This window comes from Hymenobacter wooponensis (assembly GCF_004745865.1).
Lineage (GTDB): Bacteria > Bacteroidota > Bacteroidia > Cytophagales > Hymenobacteraceae > Hymenobacter > Hymenobacter wooponensis.
In genome coordinates, this window is the sequence record NZ_SRKZ01000004.1 from 565,313 (window position 1) to 582,560 (window position 17,248).

Consider the following 17,248-nt stretch of genomic DNA (forward strand, 5'->3'; position numbering starts at 1 on the left):
AACAGGATGGCTATAGCTTCCTCCTTTTATTTTGCAGCTACCTAAGCTAGTAGCATTTCCTACTGAACACCACAAGGAGCTTACCACGCCAGTACAAGCCGCTAGGCCTGTTGCTGTTGCTGGGTAAGCTCCTTGCTATTTCTATGATGCGGTGAGTGTTTAGGCTTGCACCGGGGTCAGACCTTTACGCTGGCCTAGCTCCAACAGTAGGGCAAATGCCTCATCGTATTCATTACGAACGTTGCCGTCTAGGATGGCTTCCAGCAGCGCTTCCTTCAGCTCTCCTACCGCCCGCGAAGGCTGCAGATTGAACGTTGACATAATGATTTCCCCGGTGATAACGGGCTTAAAGTTGCGTAAGTGGTCTTTCTCCTCTACTTCCTTCAGCTTCTGCTCCACCACATCGAAATTGCGCAGGTAGCGCGCTACTCGCTGGTGGTCTTTGCTCGTGATATCGGCTCGGCACAGGAGCATCAGGCGGTCAATATCTTCGCCGGCCTCAAACAGCAAGCGGCGCACGGCCGAATCGGTTACGATTTCCTTTACCAGCGCAATTGGCCGCAAATGCAGGCGCACCAGTTTCTGTACCTGGCGCATCTCTTCGCCCAGCGGCAGCTTCAGATCAGTGAAGATATTGGGTACCCAGCGGGCGCCTTTGTCTTCGTGGCCATGAAAGGTCCAGCCGACGCGCTTGTCGTAGCGCTTGGTGGCAGGCTTAGCAATATCATGCAGAATAGCAGCCCAGCGCAGCCACAAGTCGCCGCCCGCGGCCACTACATTATCCAGCACTTGCAGGGTATGGTAGAAGTTATCCTTGTGCGCGTGCTGGCCTACCTTTTCCACCCCATACAACTGCGCCATTTTGGGGAAGATGAGGTGCAGTAGGCCACATTGGAACAGCAGCTTGAAGCCATAGCTAGGCTTCGGGGCCATAATAATCTTGTTCAGCTCTACCGTAATCCGCTCCTGTGACACAATCTTGATCCGGTCCTTATTGCGGGCAATGGCATCGTAGGTATCAGGCTCGATATCAAAATTGAGCTGGGTAGCAAACCGCACTGCTCGCATCATGCGCAGCGGATCATCCGAGAACGTGATATCGGGGTCAAGGGGCGTGCGGATGATGCGCCGCTGCAAGTCGCCCATGCCATCGTAGCGGTCTACTAGGGCGCCGAAGTCTTGAGGATTCAAGCTCAAGCCGAGCGCATTAATGGTAAAGTCGCGGCGGGCCAGGTCTTCGTCTAAGGTACCCGGCTCCACTTCGGGCTTACGGCTCTCAGCACGGTAGCTTTCTTTACGGGCCCCAACAAACTCTAGCTCAATCTCGGGCGTGGGCAGCATAGCCGTTCCGAAGTTCTTGAACACCGTTACTCTAGGCCGGTTCGGCAGCTTCTTGCCTACGGCTTGCGCCAACTTAATTCCATCCCCAACGCACACCACATCCACATCCTTGCTCTGGCGCTCCAGGGCCAGATCCCGCACATATCCGCCAATCACGTAGGCCGGGTATTGAAGTTCACCGGCAGCTTCGGCAATTGTTTGGAACAAGGGTAAGTCAGGCAGCTGTGGGGTTTTCATGCGTAACGAGTTAGGCCACAAAGGTAGCTACTGGCTCGTAGCAGTACCCAAACGCTTTCCGTTGCTGGCATTCTTCTGCCTAGGGCAGTTTACCCTAGTGGCCTAGCGTACTCCTATGTAGTAGGTAATATGAACTCTTGCCGGTTAGCCGCATCTGCTAATCTCGCAGCACTTCTAGGCCACCATCCGGCAGCAGCCGAACCACGCGCGAAGGCTGGGCTCGGGTAGTATCCTCCTGCCGCCAGCGCACGACGTAATCAACGCCTCGCACAATTTTGGAATCAACTTCAGCATAGACGGCCGGAGAGGGCTCTCCGCTTACGTTAGCCGAGGTAGACACCAACCCATGGCCCAGTCGGCGCAGTACTTTCTGACAGAACTCATCATTCTGCACGATGCGTAGGCCTATTGTGCCGTCGGGAGCCAACAGGTTAGCCGCCACTCGGTGTCCGGCGGGCACTACGTAGGTTGTAGGCCGCTGCTGGGCTGCCAACAACTCCGGCAAATTGGCGGGCACGGCAGCGGCATACCGGGCAAACATCTGCTCATCGGCTACCAGTACAATGGCCGCCTTCTCCGCCGGACGGTTCTTCAGGTCATAGATCTTCTTGACGGCCTGCGGCACTTCTGCGTCGCAGCCTAGCCCCCATACAGTATCGGTTGGGTACAGCATTACCTGTTGCATCAGCAAAGCGTCTACTGCCGATTCTACCTCTTCCCGAAAGAATTTTGTATTCATAATCTTGGGTTGTATTCTCATTAAGAGAGCTGTGCCTCTTCTCTGCCGCCCTTTAGTTGCTAGTCAGGCTAGCCAGCTAACGTATGGTTCAAAGTCAACTTTAGGCTAAACTGTTTCCTTGCCAGCTAGCAGTGGCCTAGCATATGTAGGGAAGAAGCCTAGGCCAGTACTGATTTCTATATCGACTGACACAGCTCCACGAGGACACCATTGGCACTCTTAGGATGGATAAAGCAGACCAACTTGTTATCAGCGCCCCGCTTGGGCTCTTCGTTTAGAAGCGTAAACCCTTCATTGCGGAGGCGTTGCATCTCCGCCCGAATATCATCTACCTCAAATGCTACATGATGAATGCCCTCGGGCTTCTTTTCTAGGTAGCGTGTAATAGCGCTGTCGGGCGAGGTGCCGGCCAGCAGCTCAATCTTGGAACCACCTACTTGAAAGAATACCGTATCTACCGCTTCGCTGGCCACATGCTCGCGCTTATAAGGCTCCTGGCCTAGCAGAATTGTATAAAGAGAGGTGGCGGCTTCTAGGTCCTTTACGGCCAAGCCTAGGTGTTCGAGATTGACGAGCATAGCAGGGGGAAAAACCAGCAGCGCTTCATAGCGCGGCTTGTTTGGATTTGTTCTACTTTTGTGCAGGCAAAGTAAAACCAGTTTCCTGGTTTTCGTGTTCTACCTGCGAATGATTCTCCGCTGAAACTGACCCCCGAGCCATGCTCAAGCTACCTATTTACCTCGACAACAACGCAACCACTCCTCTCGACCCCCGGGTTCTGGAGGCTATGATGCCGTACCTGACCGAGGTGTTCGGCAATGCCGCTTCTCGTAACCACCCTTTCGGCTGGGCAGCTGAAGAGGCTGTGGATTACGCTCGTGAGCAAATTGCCGGCCTGATCAACTGTGATCCTAAAGAAATCATCTTCACTTCGGGTGCTACCGAGTCGGACAACCTAGGCATTAAGGGTGTGTTCGAGATGTACTCTCAGAAGGGTAACCACATTATCACCGCTACCACCGAGCATAAAGCAGTTCTTGATACCTGCAAGCACATTGAGAAGCTAGGTGGCCGCGTAACCTACCTGCCCGTTGATGCCGAAGGCCTTATCAGCCTGGCTGATCTGGAAGCTGCCATGACGCCCGAGACCATTCTCGTAACCATCATGTATGGCAACAACGAGACGGGTACCATCCAACCCATCCGTGAAATTGCCGCTATTGCCCACAAGCACGGCGCTCTGTTCATGACGGACGGCACGCAGGCAGTTGGCAAAATTCCAGTTGACGTAATTGCCGATGGCATCGACCTGATGGCTTTCACGGCTCACAAAATGTACGGTCCTAAAGGTGTAGGTGCTCTGTACGTGCGTCGTAAAAACCCACGTGTTAAAGTAACTGCTCAAATGGACGGCGGCGGGCACGAGCGTGGCATGCGTTCGGGTACCCTCAACGTACCCGGCATTGTAGGCCTCGGTAAAGCCTGTGAGCTTTGCAAGCTGGAGATGGAAGCCGATACGCAGCGCCTCTCTACCATGCGCGACCGTCTGGAGCGTGAGCTTCTAACGTTGGAAGAAAGCTACGTAAACGGCTCGCGGGAGCACCGCCTGCCGCACGTTGCCAACATCTCTTTCAAATACGTTGAAGGTGAAGGCCTGATGATGGGAGTGAAAGACTTAGCCGTGTCATCTGGTTCGGCCTGTACTTCAGCCTCTTTGGAGCCTTCTTACGTACTTAAGGCCCTGGGCCTCAGCGACGATCTGGCTCACAGCTCTCTGCGCTTCGGCCTCTCCCGCTTCACCACCGACGAGCAGATCGATTACGCTATCAACCACGTAAAAGAAGCAGTAACCAAGCTCCGCGAGATGTCGCCGCTGTGGGAGATGTTCAAAGAAGGCATCGACCTGAATTCTATTGAGTGGGCTGAACACTAGAATATCAGCTACCAGTTGTAAGTTGCCAGTAGCCAGAGTTACTTCTGGTGCTGGAACTACAGCTGGCAACTCGTCACTGACAACACACAACTCATAAAGCCATGGCTTACTCCGATAAAGTAATCGACCATTACAGCAACCCCCGCAATGTGGGCACGCTGGATAAAAGCAAAAAGAACGTTGGTACTGGCCTAGTGGGCGCTCCTGAGTGTGGCGACGTTATGCGTCTGCAAATTGAGGTAGACGAAGCCACAAACACCATCACTGACGCCAAATTCAAGACGTTTGGCTGCGGCTCGGCTATTGCTTCTTCTTCGCTCGCTACTGAGTGGCTGAAAGGCAAAACCGTTGATGAGGCGCTAGCCATCGACAACATGGAGATTGTGGAGGAGCTAGCTCTGCCACCTGTAAAAATTCACTGCTCAGTACTGGCCGAAGACGCAATTAAGTCCGCTATCAGCGACTACCGCGTAAAGAATGGTCTTCCAGCACTGGAAGAGTCGAAGTCGCACCACTAATTGTGAGCAACTAAGAATTAGGAGCTAGCAGAACTGCTACTGATCGTTGATGATGGTAGTTCTGCTAGCTCCTATCTTCTAGCTCCTGATTACTTTATGGACGTTACTCCTTCTGACGTACACGTCGAGAGTGCACGAATTCAGCAGCAGATAGAAAAGTATCTGGGCATGGGCTCGGGCAATCTGCTTTTCGAGTTTCGCCAGCTTGATGGTCAAATGCGGCTCGACCTGATAACGGTCAACCCTCGCCATCAGCAGAGCTTCCTGTTTCGTTATGAAACGGGGTACGATAAGCTGGATTGCCTGCGTAAGATGCTGGCCTACGTGAAGAGCTACCGCGATACCGAAAGCTCTTACACCATTCAGTGGGGCACCCACGGCGACCGGGAGCTACAAACGTCTTACTTCAGAGCTCGTAACGCCTATGAGGCGCTTGACAAGCTTTACTTCGGCCGCGATTTGAATACTATTACAGTGTTCAGCGTGGTGCTGAATCCTTCTTCCTAGTTGTTTGTTATATACCTGCGATGCACCGCTGCTTCAATAGTTCTACGAGTGCACAGGCATAACAACCCCCAATTGCCCAGTAACCATGATTACCGTTTCTGATAAAGCGAAAGAAAAAGTTGAGAAGCTCATGCACGACGCTGAGCTGGATGCAACTTATCGGCTCCGGGCTTCAGTAGCCGGGGGTGGCTGTTCTGGCTTGAGCTATAAGCTTGACTTCGACAATGAGGTAAAGCCTATGGATCAGGAGTTCGAGGACAAAGGCATTCGGGTGGTAGTTGACATGAAGAGCTTTTTGTATCTTGCAGGCACCCAGCTTGACTTTTCTGATGGGTTGAATGGCAAGGGTTTCTATTTCGATAATCCTAACGCCTCCCGTACCTGCGGATGCGGAGAAAGCTTCTCTGTATAACCCGCCTATTATCCTTAAATCAGCAGAGGCCTACTAGATGCAAACGGTAGGCCTCTGCTGCTTTTGGGCATACAAAAAGCCCCAGTTGCTACAGAGCAACTGGGGCTTTTTCGTCAAGACATAGCTTGCTATTGCTTCTTAGGAGTTTCCTCAACCAACTTATCAGCTTCTTTATTCTGCACAACAGCCGTATCCCCTTTTTCGGGAGCTATATCAGATTTGACATTATCCGCTGCATTGCTAGTTGCATCTGCTGCTTTATCTGCGGCATTGCTTGCATCGTTGGCTGCGCTTTCGGCAGTAGCCTCTGCATTATCCTGAGTCTTCTGTGAGCAGGAAGAAGTAGCAAATGTGGTGAAAGCGGCTACTGCTAAGAGAGTTTTGAAAGTCGTTTTCATAGGGAGTTTTACCTAAGTGGTTATTGACTGGTAGTGTACGGCAGTTTCCTTATGCTGGTTAAGCTTGTCTACTTATTGATTTGGTGCTGTATGCTTATAGAGGAGCTGTACCCTTCAACAACAAAAAAGCCCTTCCGTTTGGAAGGGCTTTTTTGTTGTTGAAGCACTAGGCTTTTAAAGCTCTTTTACTTCTTTACAATACGCTGAGTGATTTTAGCATTGCCTTCACCTACCGTTACCAGGTAAGTTCCGTTGCGCAAATCACGTACGTTTAACTGACCATCTGCACGCAACACTTCCGTGCGGATAACACGGCCGGAAAGGTCGGTGATGGTTGCCCGCACACCTTCGGTTGAGCCAGCCAGTTGAATGTTCAGGATATCTTCAGCAGGATTAGGATACATGGAAACCTCTGCAGAACCAGCGTTGGTTACTGCTACAGGCGAGCTGTAAGAAGTAGTACCATCGAAGTCAACCTGCTTCAGACGGTAGTAAGAAGTACCTGCCAGCGGAGCGGCGTCAATAGCGCTGTAAGAAGTAGCCTTCTCAGTGCTGCCTTGGCCTGCACGAGACAGGATAGACGTGTAAGTACGAGCATCCTGGCTGCGCTCAACGTAGAACATACCGTTGTTCTTTTCAGTAGCCGTCTTCCAGTCTAGAGCTACTTGCTTGTTGCGCAGCTTAGCCGTGAATGAAACCAGTGTTACAGGCAGCGGTGTGCCAGGAGCGATAATACCTTCAATTACCGTAGGCACAGGCGGAGACAGATAGTTCTCTGCACCGGAAGCAATTACGTTTACTACGTTATCGATGTTGTTGAACTCGAAAGTGAAGAAATAGTAAGTAGTTGCAGGATCTAGGCCATCTATTGTAGCCGTTGCATTTGGGCCTGCATATACAGCAAAGTAGCCCGGAGCAACCTGAGGACCTTGACCGTAAGTCTGGTTACCTGTAGTATAGGAGACGCCATCTGCAGGCTGGTTGCTAGCAGGCAGAGTAGCATTAGTACTAGCTACGATGAGGCGGCCTTCGCCATAACCTAAAGCGGCATAGTTAGCAGGCAGGTTGAAAGTAACTGTGGCGGTGGCACCGCTACGCACTACACTAGCCGTGCTGCGCAAAGTAGGCTCAACGTCAATAGGAAGTCCTGACAATAAAGAGTTAGACTGGAAGGATTGAACACCCTTATTGTCAAAGTCGTTGCTTTGGAATTGAAGCGTGGCAGTACCAGGGCCTAAGTTGGTAGGACGGTAACGAACGTAGATTGAACGATTAATGCTATATGTAGAAGCATTAGGTGTCAGCATCAATGTATCAGACGTGAAGGTTACGTTATCACGAGAGAACTCAAATTGAGAGATATTTGACGGATTAAACGTAGGGTCAGCACTCAGCAGTTTCGAAATGGTAATGGGCTGCAATACACGTTCAGCTACCACTGTAATAGCCTGAGAAGCTGATACTTTGTTAAGCACTATGTTAGTAACTGGCTGGAACCTGTCTTGTAGTATTACTGAAGGCTCACTAGTGCCTTGCACACGAATAGCTACTGTTCTGGCTGGTGAGCTAACGTTTGCAATGCTTGAGGACACAACAAGAGCAGAGGATGGGAAAAACCGCACATACACAGTTACTGCGGTGACTTCGGTACCACTGTTTCTTACAACAGTAATACTGTTGCCTGTAGTTGTGATGCCCGAGAAAGTATCATCAAGTGATACTTGAAAGAATTGTGGAGCAGTTATGGTTATGTCACGTAATAAGTTGGTACCAGTGACCGTATAAGATTGTACTGCCGAGGGGACACCTGGAACGGTAGAAAAAAGGCTAAGGTTAACCCGAGAAGGGTTAATCACTGACTCACCTGTTGTGTTGTTAACACCAGTAAGATTTATTACTCGTGAAGTTGCTCCAGTGCTAGATGCAGTAATGGTGCCACTGAAGTTTCCTTGAGCAACTAAATCAACTAGTTGTACTTCAATGGTCCGGATAGATACAATCCCGTTAACTGGGTTGATAGTTAATGGGCCTCTAGTAAGGCTACCACCTGCTGAAAGATCTCGGAGAGCAATGTTAGTATTAGAAGGAGTCAGCACAAGCGGCGCATTGAGGCCGGTAGCACCAACTTCGAAAGTTAACACTTGTGCAGAACCGCTACCTGAAATCTGACCGAAGTCCAGAGCAGTAGGGTTAGCTGTAATAGTAGGTATATTAGAAGGCTGTGTAGCTTGTCCGCTCACAGCTACTGTTGCAGTTGTAACATTTGGCGAAGCAATTGTTATGCCACCACTCTTATTACCATTGCTGGCGGGCTGAAAACGAGCCTCAATAACCTGGTTAATTGGAGTACCAGTAAAAGGAATAGTAATACTAGCAGTGCTGAATGTACCGCTAGGCAGGCGAATCTGGAAGTTGTTAGGAGGCGTTATAGTTACACTGCCATTGAGGTAGCTAGCATTAACAGTAAACGACTGAATAGCCGAAGCTAAGCCCACATTCGTATCAGGGAAAGAGAGCGAGGTAGGATTAACTGTCAAAGTAGCCGGTGCGTCGCCGGTACCAAATAGATCAACCTTGCGGTCAGTAGCACCTGCACTTGTCAGCGTTAAAAAGCCAGTATAAGGCTGCTTTTCAGTTGGAGCGAAACGCACATACAATGTTGTACTGACAGCTCCGTTTGTAGCAGGCAAAGTAACCACCGAAGTAAAGTTGCTATTGTCTAAGCTTACTTCGTAGCCAAGAGAAGGAGTTACAGTAATAGCCTCTGTAAGAGCCGTTGCGGTTACGGAAACTGATTTGGAAGCTGATTTGGTGTTAATCAACTGTGTGCCGAACACCAATGCCTCCGGATTTACCACGATGTTAGGAGTACCAGCTGTACCAATGCCTACAACGTTGATAAAATTCGAGAAAACTGGTGTATTACCCCCTTGGGAAGTAGCATACAATGAGGCATTATAATCCGTCTCTTCAGTTGGCGCAAAACGAAGGTAAATAGTAGTAGATAAAGAGTTTCCACTACGTGTAAGGTTCAGGTTACTTGTACCAAACGTTACGTTGTTAATACTCCCCTGAAAGCCATTAGGAATTACAACAGTCACGTTTTGGGTAATTCCGCTCGCCGATACAGTGTACGAATTGGAAGAAGAAAATTGTCCAACAGGTATACTTCCGAAATTCTGCGGATTACCAGGGGTAACTGGAGTTATTGTCACAGTTTGGGCAAGGCCTGTAAAGGGCAAAGCCAATAGTAACAACAGCAGTAACCGCATGTGCGGTCTTAGTACCTGCTGTATGGTACTCATGTAAGAGTTTTTCATATATTGAGTGAAGGAAATGGTTACAAAAAAAGGGGCTCAAGGGCCGAAAAATGGGAAATTAAATTATGGATTACATGACGTGCTTACGTAAGAAGCAAATACATAGATTGTAATTATTTCCATTTTATATAAGATATTTTAAATAGTTTCTTGTCTGTAAAAACTACAAGTTCTGATTAGCGTCACATTTCATGCCAAGAAAGGTATATAGATCCTTTTCAACGGTCAATCTTGGCTTTTAAAAGACTAGGGGGCCTATTTTGCGGTTAATCTCATTACAAATGTGAGAGATTATCTCCACAGTTCTAGAGTCCTAACCAAAATAAAGTGCTGTATAGCTTACTCCGCCTTTAAATACCTATCATATAACGATATTATACAATGCCTTAGCTTAACCACTTGAAGATCAAGGCTTAACTATTGCTACCTGACTATATACAGTAAATTCACTGAATTGAGAGGGTGCCCTTTCTCTTTCTACCCTTTACCATGCATATAGAGCACAGCTGTTTCTTGAGCAATACCCGTTGTCATACCGCCCTGATGGCATCTGTGCTGCTAGATGTGCCCAATAACATGGGGGAGAAACTCTGACAGATTGTTGATGAAACCAAGCTCACGTCGGTACCCTATTCCGCAGGCTTCTCCTGCCCAGAATACACCTGCTTGGTACAAACGCTTTTGACTATCAGTGGGTAGCTGCGCATACTGTTGGTATACTGTCGGCTGGTGAGCATAGTCTCCCGGTACCACGGGCACACATGCCCCTTCCTGCACTTCCGCTACATCCTGTCCTTCACGCCCAAATACAGGCTTGCGCACATAGTGCCCAGAAGGCGGCTCCTGTAAGCTGGCCTCTAACAGAAGTGGATGCTGCGGATAACACTGCCAAAGCCAAGCTAAGATGGCTTTACTCTGAAATAACAATGTGTAAGCAGGGTTGGCAATTATTAGGTCTCGGCTTAAGAGCAACTGGCTTAAATCTGCCGTAAGCTCTGGCTCTTCTTCAGCCAAGATTTCCCAGGGCACAAGCTTGAAGAGGAAACTGAACCGCTGCCACTGGTTGTCGGGTAGTTGTACCCAGGCGCCTCGCTCCTCCCCTTCTACTGACACCTGCACTTCGTCAATTGTACAAATGTGCGTGTGCATAAAACCAGCTGCTAGCGCCGCTTCTGCTACCACAGCGCAATTGGCTGCATCTTCGGCACTTTCCGGCAGGTGCACTAATAGCAAGCTAGGCTCCAGATCTGAGTTAAGCTCAAGCCACTGGCCTAGCTGGGTTTGTAGGCCTTCAAAAAGCCCGTTGGCTTGCCGGTCGTCTTGACCTAGGCCAGCAGCTACTAAGCTGGCCCATTGCACAACTGCTACTTCTGGAATGCTGGTAGCAGTGTCGGCATTAAACTCTAGAAGCTTGGGGCCAGCGGGAGTTTGGGCTATATCAAATCGACCATAGAGGTGCCAGTGCCGGTCGTCGTTCCAGGAATGGCGCACGGCTGACCACAGGTTCTGAGGGATGGCTAGCAGGCGCAGCAGATCATCGGGAATAGGATCTGGGATGCTCTGCACCAATAGCTCATATAGTGTATCGGCTGCTTGTAGTAGTGCTTCGGCTTCCGGCTCGGGGAGCTCTACAGCCTCCCGGGCAACATAGTTCTGGCAGGCATCTTCCATAGCCCACTCCCAGCCTAGGCCCTGCAAGGCGGGAGCTACCTCACCGGAGAGGGGCCGCAAACGAATTGTAGATGAGAAGGGCATCTGCAGGGGATTATTGTAGAACTTGATCAGCCACCGAAACCACGACCACCAAACCCACGGCTACCGAAGCCCGAGCTACGGCTTGAGCGCGGAGCACTGCTTCGGATGGTACTACGGCCGTAGCCAGTACTGCGCGTGACGGAGCTGCTAGGGCGGATACCACTGGAGGCAGGTTCTGAACGACTACCGGCGAAACCACGACCATAAAATCCGCGGCCTTGGTCGCGCTCGTCGGCAACACGGCCGCGCCAGCCCATATTTCGCTGCATAATTCCTGGGTTAGCATAGTATGCGGGTTGCGGAGTCAGAAACCGTCCGGCCATGTAGCCTAGGCCACTCCACATGAGCACATCCATCATACTAGTGCCCCCAACCCGGTTTTCGGGGTACTGGCGGCTATAGTTCTGCATTTGCTGCTGCAAGGCTTGCCCCTGCAACGTGTCTACCTTGCCATCGAAGTGCTTTAGAATAGCAGCTACTTCTTCTTTACCGGCTGGTTTCTCAGCCGTAATCTTCCACTCCCCAGGCTTTACTTCGGTCATTTCCGTTATCACTCCCTCGGAGTAAGAATCCCCGGCACCCCAATCTCCTTCCGCCGTATTTTCGGAATCAGAGTTTGAAGAGCAGGCCGGTAGGCCTAGGCCCAGGCTGGCCGCCGCCGTAATGAGCAACACGTTGCGGCGCCAATCGCCGAGGGAGAAAAAGGGTTTGTTCATAGGGGTAGTGGTAGCTGATAAGCAATAGAGTTAACCCTCAGTGGACTTGGAATCAAGCATTTTCAGGAAGCATGTGGCTAGCTTTTCCTGCATCATCTGGAAACAACAAGTTACTCCCACAGTGGGTAATGCTCTAGATGCACCTCTTTGCCAAAGAATATACGGGTGCTTTCCTCGAAAGAACGAGTGAAATCTGATACATAAAAGTGGTGTACTGGGGGAGTTGGCTGCGGCTGTGCGGCTAGGCCAGTGTCCTGCAGATACTGCTTTACGTGAGCGGCCACCACATCGGAGGCATCTAACACTTCCACTCGGCCCCGGTAAAAGTCCGCTATTTGCTCTTTGATGAGAGGATAATGCGTGCAGCCTAGTACCAGCGCCTCTACTCCATCGAGAACTGGATTGGTGAGATAGGCCTGGATGATGTTGTCGCTGATATTGTTTTCAAAGAAGCCCTCTTCAATCATGGGCACTAGCAAGGGAGTAGCCAAAGATTGGAGCTGCACCCCGGCGTCAAGGTCATCTATTTTTTTCCGGTAGACATTGCTGTTAACCGTTTGCTTGGTACCAATAAGGCCTACATTGCGGCCGGCATACTCGTGGCCTACGTGCGCCACAATGGGGTCAATTACATTAAGGACTCGGGCTTTTGAGCCTACGTACTCGCGCACCAACTCATAAGCGGCCGCCGAGGCCGAGTTGCAGGCAATCAGAATCAGCTTGCACTGCTGCTTAAGCAGCAAGTCACAGATTTTTACCGAGTAAGCCTGGATTGCAGCTGTGCTTTTGTCGCCGTAAGGCAAGTGGGCTGTGTCGCCGAAGTAGATCAGGCGCTCATGGGGCAGTACGCGGTTTACAGCGCGGGCCACCGTGAGGCCGCCAATACCGCTGTCGAATACGCCAATGGGGCGCGTGGAGAGGTCCGTTGCAGTTGATGCCATAACGAAGCGAAGGTACAGGGATCTGGGCGATGCGCGAGCAATTATGCTGCGGCACATCCGATAACTGGGGCCTTTGCGCATCCATTCCTTTTCCTATATTGGCCCCATGAGTAAGATTCTGGAGGAAATAGATCAGGCCCTGGCCACGTTCGATTCCAGCCGAGGCCGCCCCGTTGCCATCGAGTTGGGCGAGCGGAAGTACACCCAATTAGTGTTAGATGTGGCCCACCTGCATGCAGCCGGCGGCGAGCTGACTCACAACACTGGTCGGCCTTTGGCTTACCGTGGCCTAGAGATTTTGCGCGACGACCTGCATGTTGATCGGGTGCGGGTAGTGTAGCACGGGCGTGAAGTATCCTTCCCATACGCCTTCTTCCTCGTCAAACGAGACAAACTCTTCTGAGCGTTGGTTTTTCCGCAGCCTGCTAGGCCTACTGGGCCTTGTGCTGCTGGCCCGCCTGACGCTGCTATTAGCCGGGGGCGCCTTAGCTTTCCCCGATGAAGACCGCTATTTAGAATCTATTAAGGCAGCCCAGTTACTGCTAGCGGGTGACCCAGAGGGAGCTGCGCTACACCTAGCCAACACCCAGGGCCGGCCGGCCGATGCACTGCTACGCCTGCCTGTGGCTTTCGTGCAGGTCTTTTGGCAACAGTTAGGAGGGCCGCACCCAGAGGCTCCCCTCTCCTTGCTGTTGCCTCAGCTCATGAACTACTTGGTGCTGGTAGGCAACGTACTGCTTCTCTATTTACTAGGCCTACGCTGGCTGCCCAAAACTTCCGCCCTCACAGGCTGCCTCCTATACGCTGCCTTGGTGAGTTCAAATCTATACCTGCGCCATCTTCTTCCTTACGACCTGGCGCTGCTCGTACTTTTGGTAGCGCTCGTAATCCTAACGAGAAACAGTAGGCCAGTTACTGTTAGCGGCACACGTCAACTTGGGTTGCTAACCGGTGTACTTGGTTGGTTGGTGGTAGCCATTTACCCAGGGTATTATTTTGCGCCTGTGCTTGTAGGGCTATTCCTCTTGGCGCACCTTCCCTCACCACGCTGGCTGCAGGGCATACTATGGGCAGTTGTTGGGGCCCTGTTCGTCATTCTACTACTTGAGCTCATCACCCGATACGGCCATATCTCTTATCTGCGGTCCTTGCAAACCCTGGGGCCCAGCATCATTCAGGGCGACTTCAGTGAAGGCTTCTCCTTTTCAGGCCGGTATTTATGGCAGATAGAAGGCGTATCGGGCATAGCCCTGGTACTACTGGCCCTACCGGGTATGGCATTGCTAAGTCGCACCCGCACAACTGAGACTAGGCCTATGCTGCGCGCTCTTGCTTGGGGTCCGCTCGGCCTTTGGCTGCTGCACGCTTCCCTGGCCTACTTCGCTCACAAGTTTGTTTTCTATGGGCGCATTCTCCATTTCTTCGTGCCCTTTTTGGTCTTGTACGCTGTTTCAGCGCTGGCGTGGCTACCTCCCGTAGGGCGTAGAGTGAGCCAGGCACTAGTAGTAGGCTCTACCCTTTTCGGGTTTTGCCATTTCCTGCATGCATATGGGGGCCTGGCTTACCCGCGTGACGTGCTAGCCAAGCTGGCCGTTCAGCCAATTGACCACCTTACTTATATGAACGAGGGTGGCCTAGGCCATTCCTGGGATTTTAGCCCGCCGCCCGGTTTGGCCAGACCAGCCGCTGTGCCTTCCTCACTACTACTTGTTAATTTTACTTATCCGTATCCGATGCCCCTTACCGGATGCGCTGCAGTTGCGGCCCCTTCAGGTGGCCACCTACTCTATGCGGGCCCGCACTTTCTTACTTTCCCCGCTTACGCTTTTGAAGGCTTCACGCCAGCCGAGCGCCAGCACTTGCGCTCCTGCAACTTTCAGTGCCGGGTTTACCAAAGGTGAGTTGGAGGCCTACGGCCTGCCGTATTAGCTCTGCGCAGCTGGCTCTTTTAAACTCACCACCTCACAATTTCAGCACTTCACAATTTCGCCACTCGTACCTTTGCGGGTATGAATTTGCTTTCTGCTGAGAACCTCTCTAAAAATTACGCCGACCGGTGGCTGTTCCGGGAATTGAACTTCGGACTGCAGCAAGGCCAGCGCGTGGCGCTGGTGGGCATCAACGGCTCGGGTAAGACCACGTTGCTGCGTATTCTGGCAGGCCTAGAGCCGCCGGATACAGGCGAAGTAAGTGTGCGCAAAGACATTCGGGTGTCGTTTCTGGGCCAGCAGCCGGTGTTTGATGAGTCGCTAAACGTAGAGCAAACCATCTTCGCTAGCCAGAACGATACGCTTGCGGCCATCCGCGACTATGAGCACGTGGTTAACGACCCCAACCATTCCTCCAGCGACCTACAGCGGGTGATGGAGCTGATGGATACCTATAACGCTTGGGATTACGATGCGCAAGTAAAGCAGATCTTGGGTCGCCTAGGTATCCTTGGTGATCTGCTGGAGCGCCCCGTTAACAAGCTCTCGGGTGGGCAGCGCAAGCGCGTGGCCCTGGCCCGGGTGCTGATTGAGGAGCCTGATGTATTGATCCTAGACGAGCCCACCAACCACCTGGACCTGGCCACCATTGAGTGGCTGGAAAACCGCTTGGCCTCGCCCTCCCTCACCCTGTTGATGGTGACTCACGACCGTTACTTCCTCGACAAGGTAGCCAACGAAATTGTGGAACTGGACCAAGGCCGCGTGCACCGCTACCAGGGCAACTACTCCTATTTTGTAGAGAAGAAAGCCGAGCGCGAGCAGATGGAAACCGTGGAAGTGGAAAAGGCCCGCAACCTCCTCCGCAAGGAACTGGAGTGGATGCGCCGTCAGCCCCAGGCCCGTGGCACCAAGCAAAAAGCCCGCATTGATGCCTTCTACGAAACCCAGGAGAAAGCTAAGGGCCGCATTAAGGGCCCTGAGATGGAGCTATCAGTAAAGACTACCCGGCAGGGTGGCAAGATCATCGAGGTGGAGCACCTGCACAAGCAATTTGGCGGTAAGGTGGTGCTTGATGACTTCAGCTACGTGTTCAAGAAGAAGGACCGCATTGGCCTTATTGGGCCAAACGGGGCTGGTAAGTCGACGCTGCTGAACATGCTCACGGGCAAACTCACCCCTGATTCGGGGGTGGTAGATGCCGGCCAGACCACAGTGTTCGGCTACTACACCCAGACGGAGCTGGAATTCGACCCTAACCAGCGCGTTATTGATATTGTGAAGGAGGTGGCCGAAGTGGTAGAGATGGCCGATGGCAGCCAGGTAACGGCCTCGCAGTTTCTGCAGCACTTCCAGTTTCCGCCAGCCCAGCAGTACACGCTGGTAAGCAAGCTGAGCGGAGGTGAAAAACGCCGCTTGCAACTGCTGCGCGTCCTCATCAAGAATCCCAACTTCCTGATTCTAGACGAGCCGACCAACGACCTCGACATCATCACGCTCAACATACTGGAAGACTTCCTGCTCAACTTCCAGGGCTGCCTGATTATCGTGTCGCACGACCGGTACTTTATGGATGCCTTGGTGGAGCAGGTGTTTGCGCTGGAGCCCGGCGGAAAAATCAGGCAGTTCCCCGGCAACTACACCGACTACCGCGAGTGGCAGAAAGACCAGGATGCTGAAACGGCCGCTAGGCCACCCAAGGCTACGGCCTCAGCTGCGCCCGTGGCCGTGCCGCCTACTCCGGCTGCCCCGGCCGCTGCCAAGCGCAAGGCAACCTTCGCAGAGAAGAAAGAATACGAAACCCTTGAGAAAGAGCTGGAGCAGCTTGAAACCCTGAAACAGCAACTCATTGAGAAGCTAAACTCTGGCACCGGCACGCACCAGGAGCTAGCCGACTGGGCCGCGCAGCTCAAACGCACCGACCACGACCTGGACACCAAAGGTGAAAGATGGTTAGAACTGGCTGAGTTTGTATAAGTGGCCTAGGTAGTTGAAGCCTTAGACAAAAGCCCCGCTGTTTTCACTACAGCGGGGCTTTTGGTTTTAGTACACTCCCACTAGTTCATCTGGCAGCACTGCCGTACCATCTTGTGCCACGGCAAAGGGCCAGCTCCGACGCACGGCACTGAGAGGCACGGGCGCAAACACATGCGCGAAATGCTGCTGCCGGCTTTCTACCCACTCTCGTTCTACGCGCACCTGGGCAGTCATGAGCATATCTTCATCCCATTCCAGCAGCACTAACTTTGCCTGGCCAGCGTAGTAGCGGCGGGCCGTTTCTAGTACTTGGTGCCGCTCTGAACAGTGAATAAATCCTTCAGCCGCCAAATCAGCGCTAGTAAAGAACCCGGTTTCTTGCGCTTGCTGCCAGTCAAATAGGCTGGCAATTCGGTAAAGCATTTGAGTTCGTATTAAAGTAATAGAGGCTGTTACGCGCAGGAAGGACCTTGCCACGCGGAAGCGACGGTCGAAATCACGACTTGCTTCTGCCTGACAAGGTCCT

General features: G+C 51.9%; 16 protein-coding genes. 7 read left to right on the plus strand and 9 right to left on the minus strand.

The genetic code is table 11. The annotated features are described in order from the left end of the window. Positions 1-159: 159 nt before the first annotated feature. From EU557_RS15975 to mce, 3 genes are all read right to left on the minus strand, one after another. Positions 160-1,578 (minus strand): CCA tRNA nucleotidyltransferase, encoded by a 1,419-nt coding sequence (locus EU557_RS15975; RefSeq protein ID WP_135531459.1) that lies wholly within the window; start codon positions 1,576-1,578, stop codon positions 160-162. Positions 1,579-1,735: 157 nt separating this feature from the next. Then, the gene (locus tag EU557_RS15980; protein WP_135531460.1) at positions 1,736-2,317 is read right to left on the minus strand and encodes an L-threonylcarbamoyladenylate synthase; all 582 of its coding nucleotides are present in this window, start codon (positions 2,315-2,317) and stop codon (positions 1,736-1,738) included. 176 nt (positions 2,318-2,493) lie between these two features. After that, positions 2,494-2,895 carry a methylmalonyl-CoA epimerase gene (mce, locus tag EU557_RS15985; RefSeq protein WP_135531461.1) on the minus strand — a complete coding sequence of 134 codons (402 nt, stop codon included), beginning with the start codon at positions 2,893-2,895 and terminating at the stop codon, positions 2,494-2,496. A 140-nt stretch (positions 2,896-3,035) separates the two neighbouring features. Between mce and EU557_RS15990 the strand changes: the two genes are divergently transcribed. The 4 genes from EU557_RS15990 to EU557_RS16005 all read left to right on the plus strand — a co-directional run bounded on the left by EU557_RS15990 (position 3,036) and on the right by EU557_RS16005 (position 5,687). Beyond that, the gene (locus EU557_RS15990) at positions 3,036-4,250 is read left to right on the plus strand and encodes an IscS subfamily cysteine desulfurase (RefSeq protein WP_135531462.1); all 1,215 of its coding nucleotides are present in this window, start codon (positions 3,036-3,038) and stop codon (positions 4,248-4,250) included. 101 nt (positions 4,251-4,351) lie between these two features. Further along, positions 4,352-4,768 (plus strand): Fe-S cluster assembly scaffold IscU, encoded by a 417-nt coding sequence (gene iscU, locus EU557_RS15995; RefSeq protein WP_135435181.1) that lies wholly within the window; start codon positions 4,352-4,354, stop codon positions 4,766-4,768. A 96-nt stretch (positions 4,769-4,864) separates the two neighbouring features. Then, the gene (locus EU557_RS16000) at positions 4,865-5,275 is read left to right on the plus strand and encodes a hypothetical protein (RefSeq protein WP_135531463.1); all 411 of its coding nucleotides are present in this window, start codon (positions 4,865-4,867) and stop codon (positions 5,273-5,275) included. An 85-nt stretch (positions 5,276-5,360) separates the two neighbouring features. Beyond that, positions 5,361-5,687, plus strand: coding sequence for a HesB/IscA family protein (locus tag EU557_RS16005; RefSeq protein WP_135435183.1), 327 nt, complete (start codon positions 5,361-5,363; stop codon positions 5,685-5,687). A 128-nt stretch (positions 5,688-5,815) separates the two neighbouring features. Here EU557_RS16005 and EU557_RS16010 read toward each other — a convergent pair whose 3' ends face one another. The 5 genes from EU557_RS16010 to murI form a co-directional block, all read right to left on the minus strand. Then, on the minus strand, positions 5,816-6,085 hold the full coding sequence (locus EU557_RS16010; protein WP_135531464.1) for a hypothetical protein: 270 nt from the start codon (positions 6,083-6,085) through the stop codon (positions 5,816-5,818). Between the two features lie 185 nt (positions 6,086-6,270). Continuing rightward, the gene (locus tag EU557_RS16015) at positions 6,271-9,405 is read right to left on the minus strand and encodes a T9SS type A sorting domain-containing protein (RefSeq protein WP_135531465.1); all 3,135 of its coding nucleotides are present in this window, start codon (positions 9,403-9,405) and stop codon (positions 6,271-6,273) included. Between the two features lie 558 nt (positions 9,406-9,963). Further along, complete coding sequence (locus tag EU557_RS16020) at positions 9,964-11,160, minus strand: glutathionylspermidine synthase family protein (protein WP_135531466.1); 1,197 nt, start codon at positions 11,158-11,160, stop codon at positions 9,964-9,966. Positions 11,161-11,186: 26 nt separating this feature from the next. Then, positions 11,187-11,876 (minus strand): Cj0371 family chemotaxis-regulating polar lipoprotein, encoded by a 690-nt coding sequence (locus EU557_RS16025; protein WP_135531467.1) that lies wholly within the window; start codon positions 11,874-11,876, stop codon positions 11,187-11,189. Positions 11,877-11,986: 110 nt separating this feature from the next. Next, positions 11,987-12,817 (minus strand): glutamate racemase, encoded by an 831-nt coding sequence (gene murI, locus EU557_RS16030; RefSeq protein ID WP_135531468.1) that lies wholly within the window; start codon positions 12,815-12,817, stop codon positions 11,987-11,989. Positions 12,818-12,923: 106 nt separating this feature from the next. On the opposite strand from murI, the gene EU557_RS16035 reads away from it, so the two are divergent. The 3 genes from EU557_RS16035 to EU557_RS16045 all read left to right on the plus strand — a co-directional run bounded on the left by EU557_RS16035 (position 12,924) and on the right by EU557_RS16045 (position 16,722). Next, positions 12,924-13,157 carry a hypothetical protein gene (locus EU557_RS16035; protein ID WP_135531469.1) on the plus strand — a complete coding sequence of 78 codons (234 nt, stop codon included), beginning with the start codon at positions 12,924-12,926 and terminating at the stop codon, positions 13,155-13,157. 7 nt (positions 13,158-13,164) lie between these two features. Beyond that, positions 13,165-14,718, plus strand: a complete 1,554-nt coding sequence (locus EU557_RS16040) for a hypothetical protein (RefSeq protein ID WP_135531470.1) — start codon at positions 13,165-13,167, stop codon at positions 14,716-14,718. A gap of 108 nt (positions 14,719-14,826) precedes the next feature. Next, positions 14,827-16,722 (plus strand): ABC-F family ATP-binding cassette domain-containing protein, encoded by a 1,896-nt coding sequence (locus EU557_RS16045; RefSeq protein WP_135531471.1) that lies wholly within the window; start codon positions 14,827-14,829, stop codon positions 16,720-16,722. A gap of 66 nt (positions 16,723-16,788) precedes the next feature. Here the strand turns inward: EU557_RS16045 and EU557_RS16050 are convergent, their stop codons facing one another. Beyond that, positions 16,789-17,145, minus strand: coding sequence for a DUF952 domain-containing protein (locus EU557_RS16050; RefSeq protein ID WP_135531472.1), 357 nt, complete (start codon positions 17,143-17,145; stop codon positions 16,789-16,791). Positions 17,146-17,248: the final 103 nt, after the last annotated feature.